At 70.4% G+C, this 10,396-nt stretch carries 9 protein-coding genes; 7 read left to right on the plus strand and 2 right to left on the minus strand.

The annotated features are described in order from the left end of the window. Positions 1-202: 202 nt before the first annotated feature. A complete protein-coding gene (locus tag ACGF4C_RS25805; RefSeq protein ID WP_393569184.1) occupies positions 203-940 on the minus strand; it encodes an SDR family NAD(P)-dependent oxidoreductase in 738 nt (245 codons plus the stop codon). A gap of 122 nt (positions 941-1,062) precedes the next feature. Further along, the gene (locus tag ACGF4C_RS25810) at positions 1,063-2,577 is read right to left on the minus strand and encodes a transferase (RefSeq protein WP_393569185.1); all 1,515 of its coding nucleotides are present in this window, start codon (positions 2,575-2,577) and stop codon (positions 1,063-1,065) included. Between the two features lie 502 nt (positions 2,578-3,079). Between ACGF4C_RS25810 and ACGF4C_RS25815 the strand changes: the two genes are divergently transcribed. The 7 genes from ACGF4C_RS25815 (at position 3,080) to ACGF4C_RS25845 (ending at position 10,197) form a co-directional block, all read left to right on the plus strand. Further along, positions 3,080-3,730: a hypothetical protein gene (locus ACGF4C_RS25815; protein WP_393569186.1), complete on the plus strand. Its 651-nt coding sequence runs from the start codon at positions 3,080-3,082 to the stop codon at positions 3,728-3,730. Positions 3,731-3,869: 139 nt separating this feature from the next. After that, positions 3,870-4,613 (plus strand): IPT/TIG domain-containing protein, encoded by a 744-nt coding sequence (locus ACGF4C_RS25820; protein ID WP_393569187.1) that lies wholly within the window; start codon positions 3,870-3,872, stop codon positions 4,611-4,613. Positions 4,614-4,783: 170 nt separating this feature from the next. Next, the gene (locus ACGF4C_RS25825; protein ID WP_393569188.1) at positions 4,784-6,097 is read left to right on the plus strand and encodes an IPT/TIG domain-containing protein; all 1,314 of its coding nucleotides are present in this window, start codon (positions 4,784-4,786) and stop codon (positions 6,095-6,097) included. Positions 6,098-6,120: 23 nt separating this feature from the next. Next, positions 6,121-7,188 (plus strand): class I SAM-dependent methyltransferase, encoded by a 1,068-nt coding sequence (locus tag ACGF4C_RS25830; protein WP_393569189.1) that lies wholly within the window; start codon positions 6,121-6,123, stop codon positions 7,186-7,188. Between the two features lie 37 nt (positions 7,189-7,225). Further along, positions 7,226-8,449, plus strand: coding sequence for a glycosyltransferase (locus ACGF4C_RS25835; RefSeq protein ID WP_393569190.1), 1,224 nt, complete (start codon positions 7,226-7,228; stop codon positions 8,447-8,449). 291 nt (positions 8,450-8,740) lie between these two features. Beyond that, complete coding sequence (locus ACGF4C_RS25840; protein ID WP_393569191.1) at positions 8,741-9,148, plus strand: hypothetical protein; 408 nt, start codon at positions 8,741-8,743, stop codon at positions 9,146-9,148. Positions 9,149-9,567: 419 nt separating this feature from the next. Beyond that, positions 9,568-10,197 carry an IPT/TIG domain-containing protein gene (locus ACGF4C_RS25845; protein WP_393569192.1) on the plus strand — a complete coding sequence of 210 codons (630 nt, stop codon included), beginning with the start codon at positions 9,568-9,570 and terminating at the stop codon, positions 10,195-10,197. Positions 10,198-10,396: the final 199 nt, after the last annotated feature.

Here is a 10,396-nt window from a genome sequence, read left to right on the forward strand (position 1 = left end):
CCGGACCCGCCGGGCTCGCACTCGCCGGCGTAGCCTGCTGTGGACCGTCCATGATTCCCCCGAATCCCGCACAATCGCAGAACAATCCTTGGGGCGGATGCTACTCCTCGGCGCCTCACACGTCCCCCCTTCCTCCTTTTTCGGGGAGTATCCGGCGTATGAGGGGGCCTCCGGTGGGCCGTGTGACGCCGTGCATCCAAGGTCAGCGGCCGAGCACGGCGCCACCGTTGCTGTTGAGGAATTCGCCGGTGATGTAGCGGGCCTCCGGCGAGGCCAGGAAGGCAACGGCTGCGGCGATGTCCTCCGGCTCTCCCACCCTGCCGACCAGGGTCTGGGCCCGGCGCCTGGCGAGTTCCTCGTCGTCGGCCGGCACGCCGAAGAACTCGGTGCCCGAGACGAAGCCGGGCAGCACGACATTGGCTGTCGCACCGTGCGGCCCCAACTGCTGTGCAAGCGTGTGGTTCCAGGCCATCAGGGCTGCCTTGGCGGCTCCGTAGGCACCGTTGCCCCGCAGGGCGGCGACGGAGCCGATGGTGACGACACGGCCGCCGGGCCGGGCCAGGCGCGGCCGCAACGCCTCGGTGAGCAGGACGGCCGGCAGGACGTTGCCGTCGAAGACCCGACGCCATTGCTCGGCGACCTCCTTGAGGCCCCCGTCCTGCGCGGGTCCGCCGCGCCCGCCCGCGTTGTTCACCAGCACATCGACGTGGGCCGGAAGCTCCTCCAGCACCCGCTCGACCTCCTCCGGCACGGCCAGGTCGCCCGCGACTGCCCGCACGGGGTGCGCGCCCCCGATCGCGCGTGCCGCCGCCTGCAGGACCGCTGCCCGCCGCCCCAGCACGGTGACCCGGTCGCCCTGCCGGGCGAACCGCTCGGCGACGGCCCGGCCGATGCCGGTGCCGCCCCCGCTGACCACGACAACCCGCCCCGCTGCACCCATCAGGCCCCTCCCGTTCTGCCACGTCGATCACCAGACTGGCACGGACGTCTGGGCCACCGGCCGGAACGCGAGGCATTACCCAGGTGACCTCCGCCACGGCTGCCCGACCTAGGACGGCGCTGTCAGTGGTCGAAGAGCGGCAGTGCCCGGAACACCAGCCAGGACAACAGGGCCAGGACCACGACCAGCGCGAAGCCCTTCCACAATGCCGTCTGTATGGCGATGACGCCCTTCCAGACCAACATCCGTCTACGGACCCCTACCGAGGCCAGAGCGGCCTTCATGGCGCGGACCACCTGGTGCGCGGGCATGCTCAGAGGGGTCATCCACGTCCGACCGGCTCTTCGCACGCCGGCCGCGAGGGACGCGAGCACGCCCCGTCGGGTCGTGGTGCCGGGCCGGGGCCCCACCGGGTGCACCTTGGGCGTCCCCTCGGGGGCGAAGGCGATGACGGCGGAGATCCAGGAGTCGCCCGCGATCACCTCGTCCAGTCGGGACGGTGTGGGCAGATGTTCGTCCAGCCGCGCGGCCACGCCCGGCTGCCCGCCGGGTGCCAGCAGGACCAGCTTGCGCGCGGGCTGAGTGGCGCGGGCCTGGTCGACCTCCCACCACAGACCCTCGCCCAACCCCAGGCCCAGCACGATGAGTTGGGACAATTCCATCAGCCGCAGGACCACCGGCTGCCAGTCGTCCGGCGGGAGATAGAAGCGTGCCGCACCCAGGCGCGGCAGTGGCTCCCCGGGCTTGCCCACCGCAATGACGGGGCCGAAGGCGCTCAACGCCCCCGCGAGCTGCTCCTCCCGCGAATGGATGTTGACCGGCACCCCGTCGTCGACCGAGGCCGCCGTGTCGTCGTCGGCGAAGCTGCGCAGGTAGAGCACGGGCTTACGACCGTCGGCCAGCAGCGCCTGGGCCGCACTGCGCGCCGAGCGGGGTCGGCAGTGGCGCAGGACCACGACACCGGCGCCCAGCGCGGCCAGGCCGCCGAGCAGCAAGAGCACCTGCGTCTCCAACGGCATTGTGTGACCCCGCTGCTCCGACGTGGCCGCTGCGATGGAGCCCGTCGCGAACAGCCCGTATCCCACCCAGCTGGCCGCCAGGAACACCGGTCGCCGCCACCACGGTTGATGCGGGACGAACTGGCTGACCACCTCGACGATCTCCGCGGCGCCCGACCGGCGACGTCGTCGCAGCCGGAGCACCGGCACAAGGAGCACCCCGGCAGGCACCGCCCAGTACAGCGCGACCGCGGTCGACGAGCTGAGTTCCCGGTCGAGCCGCGCCTGATCCCGTTCGATCTCCGTCGCCAGCCCCGCGACGTCCTTGCGGGCCAGGGAAACCCTGCCTTCCTCGGCGTGGTCGGCGGCGGAGGAGATCGCGGACCGGCTCCTGCCCGAGGGGGCGTTTTCGCCGAACCATGCGCCGATCCGGCGGATTTGAGCGCGTGCGGGCTCCGCTCCGTCGGCGTAGCGGTCCAGCGCGGCGACGAACGCCGCCGCCTGCGTCGGGGCCTCGTGGAAACGGTCACGGGCCCGCAGGTCCAGACATGCGGTGACCGCCAAGTGCAACGCGAGGTAGATCGTGACGGCCGTGATCGCCGTGACCAGTCGGGCGATCGCCCGTAAGCCGGAGGACACCGCAACCCCCTTGATTTTCCTGGCGGATCACCGCCATCAGGCGCCGATTGGTCCAGTGGTACCACCTCGGCCCACAGGCCGTCGCTGGTTTCCGGGCACAGCCTGGAAGCAAGCGGCACCAGGTCGGCCCGTGCCTGTGGATCGAGTCGACGTAAGAGCGCGCTGAGGTCACGCGCCGGGCCACACAACCTTCGCGCCCGGCCGTTCGGATGACGTTTCTCCGGAGACATTGCCGGTCCCGTCACCCTGGTGGGTTACTTGGTGCGTCCAATCCGGTGAGCCGCCCATCTTCTCCGGGGGAGCAAGTGACGGCGGTCTCTGTTCGCTTGCCGGTTTGGAGCCCCAGCCCCACCGGTCCCACGACGGCGATCCCGCACGGTTTCCCTCGGCAGGGGACCTGCGTCGTCCACCCGTGCTTCCTGTCAGCAGGGGTGGGAAGCAGCGGCTCGCATGACCGCTTGGGGGCGTCATGCCAACTGCCCGTGTTCTTCGGTCGGCACTCGTGGTCTGTTCTCTGACCGCAGCTCTGATGGCCGTACCGGTCACCGCCCATGCCCAGATCCCTGTTCTGTGCAGCGAAAGCGCGCTGGTGGCCGCAGTCAACGCGGCGAACGCGGCAGGCGGAGAAACCCTGGCCCTGGCTCCGTTCTGCACGTACTCGCTCACCACTGCTCACGGCAGTGCGTCGGACGGACCGGTCGGGCTGCCACCCATCACCACCTCGATCACCATGGCGGGGCTGGGAACGGTCATCGCCCGCGACCCGTCAGCACCGACCTTCCGGGTGCTGGAGGTCCAGGGCGACGCGAACGTTCCGGGAACCAACGGCCAGCTCACCCTGGCCGCGATCACCATCCGGGGCGGCAACGCACCCGCTCCCTACCCCGGCGGCGGCATCACCGACCGAGGCGGTGCGGTGAACCTGGTGTCCAGTTCGGTCACCGGCAACAGCGCCGTGGCCGGCGGTGGCATCTACGTCGACAACGGAGCGGTGTCCCTGACGGCCAGCAGCGTCACCGGAAACTCCGCCACCTCCGCCGGTGGCGCCATCTACCGCAACTCCGGCGTGGTGAGCCTGCTGGTCAGCGACGTCAGCCGGAACGCACCCAACAACTGCGCTCCCGCGGGGAGCATCCCGGGCTGCGCGGACTGACGGCACGACCCGACCACGTACCACCGGACAGCCGGACGGCACCACCGGCTCGCTGCGGCATCGGCGCGGCGCATCGCCGTGCACACAGATCGCCCGGTCCCGCGGGCCATCCACCACTCCATGACGAGAAGAGGCAATCATGCCCATCAGCCCCAACCAAGGCTCCACCGGCGGTGGGACAACCGTCACCATCACCGGTACCAACCTCGCCGGCGCCACTGCCGTCCACTTCGGCACGAAGCTGGGCACGATCACGGCCAACACCCCCACCTCGGTCACGGTCATCTCCCCCTCCGGGACGGGGACGGTCAACGTCACGGTGACCACTCCCGGCGGGACCAGCAATCCGCTGCCCTTCTTCTACGTGGGGGCGCCGTTCAAGTCGAGCCTGAGTCCGGTCTCCGGTCCCACCGGGGGCGGCGATACCGTCACCATCACCGGCACCGGGTTGTCCACTGCCACCTCCGTCGCCTTCGGCGCGGCCTCCGCCGCGCCGACCGTGATCAACGACAGCCAGCTCACCGTCACCGTGCCGGCCGGCGCGGCGGCCGGGTCGGTCGGCGTCAGCGTGACCACTGCGGGCGGCACCAACAACGGGCTGTCGTACACCTACGTCGACGCTCCCACCGTCACCTCCCTGACACCGACGGCCGGGCCGACTTCCGGCGGGACCGGAGTGACCATCACCGGCACCCAGCTGACCACCACACAGTCGGTCACCTTCGGTGGTGCCCCGGCGCCGTTCGACGTCATCAACGACACCACCATTTCGGCCGTCACCCCACCCGGTGCCGCCGGCGCCGTGGACGTGACGGTGGTCACCACAGGCGGAGCAGCAACCGCTGCGGGCGCCTTCACCTACACCGCAGGGCCCGGCATCTGACATACGGGTCGCTGAGCCTGGTCCCCCCGGCCAGGCGCGCGGGGGCCTACCCGGATCCCCCCAACCCTCACCGGGCAGGCCCCCGCGCATTCCCCTCGCTGCAGACACCGGACCCGCTTCTCGCGGGCCCGGCGTGCGCACCGACCGTCATTCTCGAAGGAGCGGACCCCTTGAACGCATCCCGGTACCTGTCGAAGGGGTCCTCCGCCCTGGCCGTGCCCCCGCCCACCGTCCTTACCGTTTCGCCCGCTTCGGGGTCCGTCGCGGGAGGGACGAGCGTGACGGTGACCGGCATCAACTTCTCCGGAGCCAGCAATGTGCGCTTCGGGGCGAACGCGGCGATCTCCTTCACCGTCAATTCCGATACCCGGATCACCGCCATCGCGCCGCCCGGGACCGGAACGGTTCAGGTGACCGTCACCACCCCCGCGGGCATCAGCTCGCAGTTCGTCACGTACGCGTACACGCAGGTGACCGGGCCGGTGCTGAGTTCCGTGACCCCGCCGTCCGGGCCGGCTGCGGGCGGAACGACGGTGACGCTGACGGGTTCGGGCCTGTCCAACACGACGGCGGTGCGGTTCGGTTCGACGGTTGCGACCTCGTTCACGGTGGTCTCCGACGCCCAGGTCACGGCGGTGGCCCCGGCGGGTTCGGGGACCGTGCAGATCACGGTGACCACGCCCGGTGGGACGAGCAACGGGGTGACGTACACGTATGGGTCGGTGCCCGTCGTCAGCAGCGTGAGCCCGAATCAGGGCCCTGTCTTCGGCGGGAACACCGTGATCCTGACCGGCAGCAACTTCTCGGGAGCGACCGCGGTCACCTTCGGCACCACAACAGCCACCAGCTTCACGGTCGACTCCCCGACCCGGATCAGCGCTGTCGTTCCCCCCGGAGCGGCCGGAGCGGTGCAGATCGCCGTCACCGGCCCCGGCGGCACGAGCGCCCCCGGCGCCACGTACTTCTACCTCGCCGCTCCGGTCCTCACCGGCGTCACACCGGCGTCGGGCCCGCGGGGCGGCGGCACCATCGTGACATTGACGGGCAGTCACTTCCTCAACGCGACGGCGGTGCGTTTTGGAGCTGTGGCGGCCTCCTTCACGGTCGTCTCGAACACCCGGATCACCGCGGTCGCGCCGCCGGCCTCCACCGCCGGTGCGGTCCAGGTGACCGTCACCGCCCCCGGGGGAACCGGCGGAGACCTCACCTATGAGTACCTCGCGGCCCCCGTATTGACAGCGCTGAGCCCGGCCGTAGGGCCCGCGTCCGGGGGTGAGACCGTCACGCTGACCGGCAGTGGGTTCGCCCGGACGGCATCGGTGCGCTTCGGCACCGTGACCGCCGCGTTCACCGTGGTCTCCGACACCGCGCTCACCGCCGTGGCCCCGCCCGGACCACCAGGGCCGGTCGGCATCACCGTCACCACCCCGGGCGGTACCAGTCCCGCCCTGATCTACTCCCGAGTACTTCCCCCCACCATCTGAGCCCGTCATGCATGAGGTGACGCATGAGGAAGACGAAAGAGCGAAGCGAGAGGGTTGCCGCCCTCCGCGCCGATTACCGCAGCGAACTGGCCGAAGGCCTGGAGCGGTTCTTCGAACCCCGGCGAACCGTGTGCCCCTGGTGCGCCTGCGACCGCCTGCGCCGACGCCTGCGCAGCACCGACCACCTCCAGCAGAAACCGGGGGTCTTCGTGCTCGATCAGTGCTGCAGCTGCGGGCACGTCTTCCAGAATCCCAGGCTCAACGCGCAGGGGCTGGAGTTCTACTACCGTGACTGCTACGACGGCCTGGGACGCGCGACGATGGCGCGACTGGCCTCCACGCCCCTCGCGAACAGGCTCTACCGGACACGGGCCCGCGCGATGCTGCCCCACGGCCGCCCGGCCCTGTGGCTGGACGTGGGAACCGGCCACGGCCACTTCTGCGCCGTGGCCCGAAAAATCCATCCCCACACCGAGTTCCACGGTCTCGACCGGGGCGAGGGCGTGCTGCGCGCCGGACGCGAGGGCCGCATCGCACGAGCCTACCGAGGCTCCTTCACCGAACTGAGCCAACGGCTCGCCGGACGGTACGACGCGGTGAGCATGTACCACTACCTCGAACACACTCCGGCACCGCGGAGAGAACTGGCTGCAGCGCACCGGACGCTCCGCGTGGGCGGCCATCTGCTGATCGAGGTCCCCGACCCCCAGTCCCTCTCCGCCCGTCTGCTCGGCCGCTGGTGGGGTCCTTGGCTGCAGCCCCAGCACCTGCATCTCTTTCCGCTGGCGAACCTCTGCGAGGAGTTGGGCGAGCACGGATTCACGGTGGTGTCCGTCGACCGGCGCGAGCCACACGTACCCACCGACCTCACCTCCTCGGCGGCCAACCTGCTCAAGGCCGTCCTGCCGCCCGAGGATCTGCCCTGGAGACCCACGAGACCGGGCCCGCTCAGCCGCTGGTTCCGCAGAACGATGCTGCTGCAGACCGCACCCAACCTGGTCGTCCTTTTCGCACTGGACCTTCTGTTGGCGCCCCTCATCCGCCGCACCCGCCTGTCCAACGCCTACCGGGTGATCGCGCGCCGCAACTGATTAAGCACAACACGCCTGCCAATGAAGGGAGTTGGCCATGCGTGTACTCATTGCTTCCGCGGGTTCGCACGGGGACGTGGCCCCGTACACCGGTCTGGGAGCGCGTCTGACGGCAGCCGGGCACGAGGTGGCGATGGCGACCCACGAGCGGTCCGCCGCACTGGTCCGCGGCTGTGGACTCGGCTTTCTTCCGTTGCCGCTCGACCAGGGTGCGACAACCGGCCCCGGCACCCGGCGCTCACCACCCAAGGCCGGCCTCTCCGCAGGAGAACAGCTCCGTATAGTACGGGAGTTGGGTCCGGCGATGGCTGATGCGCTGGCGGATGCCTGTGCGGCCGGAGCGGAGATCCTGCTGTTCTCCAGCGGCCTGGCACCCTTGGCACTGGTGGCAGCGGCAGGAGTGGGACTGCCCAGCATGGGAGTCTTCCTGCAACCGCTGGCCCCCACCCGGGAGTTCCCACCGGTCGTCTCCGGCCTCCCGTCGTTGGGACCGCTGGGCAACCGGGCAGCGGGACACTGCGCCCAGTCGTTGCTGGTCCGCCTCTACGCACCGGCGGCGCGCCATCTGCGGCGGCGGCTGAACGTGTCGGCGCACGCCGTCGAGCAAAGGCGTGCGGCATCGCCCGTCTACCACGGTTTCAGTCCCAGTGTCGTACCGAGACCTTCCGACTGGCGGCCGGGGATGGATGTGGTGGGGTACTGGTGGCCGGCGGAGGACCCTGACTGGACGCCGGATCCCGGACTGGCCGATTTCCTGGGCGCCGGACCGCCGCCGGTCTACGTGGGCTTCGGCAGCATGAACCTCGGGGACGCGGAGGACCTCGGACGTCTGGTGGCACGCGCCTTGCGGCTCGCCGGGGTACGCGGTGTGGTGCAGGCGGGCCGGGCCGGCCTGTCCCTCCACGGGGACGATGTGCTGACGATCGGTGCCGTTCCGCACGCACAGCTGTTTCCGCAGGTGGCAGCCGTGATACACCACGCGGGAGCGGGCACCACTGCGGCCGGGCTGCGCGCGGGGGTGCCGGCGGTGCCGGTGCCGGTGATGCTGGACCAGCCGTTCTGGGCGTCCCGTTTGAGGGCCCTCGGTGTCAGTCCCGGTGTGCTGCCGGTACGGCGACTTTCCGCGGAGAGGCTGGCGGAGGCCGTGCGGCGGGCCGTACGCGATCCGTGGTACCGCCACCGCGCGCGGCGCCTGTCCGCGCTGATCGCAGCGGAGGACGGCGCCGGGCGGGTCCTGGCAGCCGTCGAGCGCAACGACTGAACCACCGTGTCGTTCCTCGGCGTTGGGGATTGGGCCAAACGGGTGCCTTGTGGTCGGTTCCGTTACCTGGGCCGGTCCGCGTTGGTTTACTGGCTTCATCCGAACCGGCGGGCCGCCCATCCCTTCCCCGGGAAAGTCGGCGTCCTGACGCCCGCCCGCTCGCGCTCTCAACAGGCAAGCCCTTGGCGGCCGTTGCTCGCTTTCCCGCAGGCCCTTGGAAGGGACCCGGTGTTCCTCCGGCACCCATCATCCTCGCCGCTCGGCGAGGACGACACCTGTAGGGAGTTCCCCATGAACCGTGTCCGTATCGCTGCCGCCACCGGGACGTCCGTCGTCGCCATAGCTCTCGCCCTGGGCGTCGCGCCCATGGCATCGGCCGCGCCCACCAAGGCGGCTGTCTCGGCCTGCGTGAGCGACCTCGAGGCCGCCCAGAACTCCAACAACGCGGCCATTGCGGCGGACCAGGCCAACAACACCAACGCCGCCCGCGTCCACAACCTGGCCACCACCACCTCGCTGCTCTCGGCGGCGGTCGACTGCCTCGGGCAGCCGTCGGGGGTGACGGCCAACGTCCTCACCGCCACGACCAGTAACGTCGCCGCGACGGTGTTCAACGTGCTGGGGGCTTCGGCCGCCGCCCTGAATTCGGAGCAATCGACTGCTGCGGCGATCACCAGCGCTCTGGCCAACGCAAGCTGACCTTTCCGTACAGGTGGGGGCCCGGGCCGCGTGCCCGGGCCCCCACTGCGTTGTCCCTCGTGTTCCCTCGGTTGTCATTCCGCGGGAATGCGCGCTGCGCCGAACGAGTGGGCCGATGTCAAGGACATTGCCCACTGAAAACCCTTCTGGGTTACTGGGGGATGCCTGGTCGGTGGGCCGTCCATCCCCCTCGGGCTTCAGTGGTCGGCCCACCCGCCAGCCCTCTGTGTGCAGGGCTGTGAAGGAAACCCGACAGCGTGACGGCCCTCGCACCTCGCGAGTGTGAACAGGCCCGCTGCGCGCCTCCGGTGTTCTCCTCCGGTACGGCCGGCTGCTGCCAGTGCCCGGGCTCCGGGCTCGTGAACCGCATCGTCGCGAGCCGAGCCGGGCGACACCCCGCAGACAGCAGGAGGACTTCCATGTGCACATGCACGAACCAGCCGAATCCGCAGGCGGCCCAGGCGCTGCTCTCGACTCCCCAGCTCCCTCAGCTCCAGCCCCCGCAGATCAGCTTTCCGGGGTTCGGCCCGGTTCTGATCGCCCTGCTGCCCAACTCGGGACCCGTCGACGGTGGTAACACGGTGACGTTGTTCGGACTGGGGCTGGCCGGAACGACCAGCGTGCTGTTCGGGGACCAGGAGGCGACCATCGTCGGGCAGGACCCCTTCGGGCTGACCGTCACGGTGCAGCCCCCGCCGCAGGACCCGGGTCCCGTGCAGGTCACCGCCACGAACGCGGTGGGCACCACCAACCCGGTGACCTACGTCTACGTGGAGCAGGCCCCGCCGCCCGAGCCGCAGGCGACCGCGATCATCCCCATCAGCGGTCCGTCCGCGGGCGGCACCCTGTTCACCATCATCGGCTCCGGTCTGCAGAACGGGAGCGTGACGTTCGGGGACACGTCCGCGACCGTCCTGGGCGCCGACCCGTCCGGCACGTTTCTGTTCGGCATCACTCCGGCCGGACCCGACGGCGGCGGCAATGTCCCGGTCGAGGTGACCACACCGGGAGGCAGCGCCGACGTCCCCGGCGGGTTCACCTACCTGTGAGGTAGGGGATTTTCCCAGGGCATCGCCCCGGGCGTGGTGTCCCCGTCGTCCGGCCCCCGTCCCCCTCCGGGACGGGGGCCGGGCCTTTGCCGGGCACCACGCGGCGTCCTAGGGGGTGTCTTCAAATGATCTCGGGTGGTGGACCATGGTCGGGTGATACGTCGCCATGAACTATCCGATGCTGAGTGGGAGTTCGTCC

The organism is Streptomyces sp. NPDC048197, assembly GCF_043202395.1.
GTDB lineage: Bacteria > Actinomycetota > Actinomycetes > Streptomycetales > Streptomycetaceae > Streptomyces > Streptomyces siderophoricus.

Coding starts and splice junctions, on each gene's coding strand:
- ACGF4C_RS25845 (WP_393569192.1), top strand. CDS start 9,568: ATGTGCACATGCACGAACCAGCCGAATCCGCAGGCGGCCCAGGCGCTG.
- ACGF4C_RS25830 (WP_393569189.1), top strand. CDS start 6,121: ATGAGGAAGACGAAAGAGCGAAGCGAGAGGGTTGCCGCCCTCCGCGCC.
- ACGF4C_RS25835 (WP_393569190.1), top strand. CDS start 7,226: ATGCGTGTACTCATTGCTTCCGCGGGTTCGCACGGGGACGTGGCCCCG.
- ACGF4C_RS25840 (WP_393569191.1), top strand. CDS start 8,741: ATGAACCGTGTCCGTATCGCTGCCGCCACCGGGACGTCCGTCGTCGCC.
- ACGF4C_RS25805 (WP_393569184.1), bottom strand. CDS start 940: ATGGGTGCAGCGGGGCGGGTTGTCGTGGTCAGCGGGGGCGGCACCGGC.
- ACGF4C_RS25820 (WP_393569187.1), top strand. CDS start 3,870: ATGCCCATCAGCCCCAACCAAGGCTCCACCGGCGGTGGGACAACCGTC.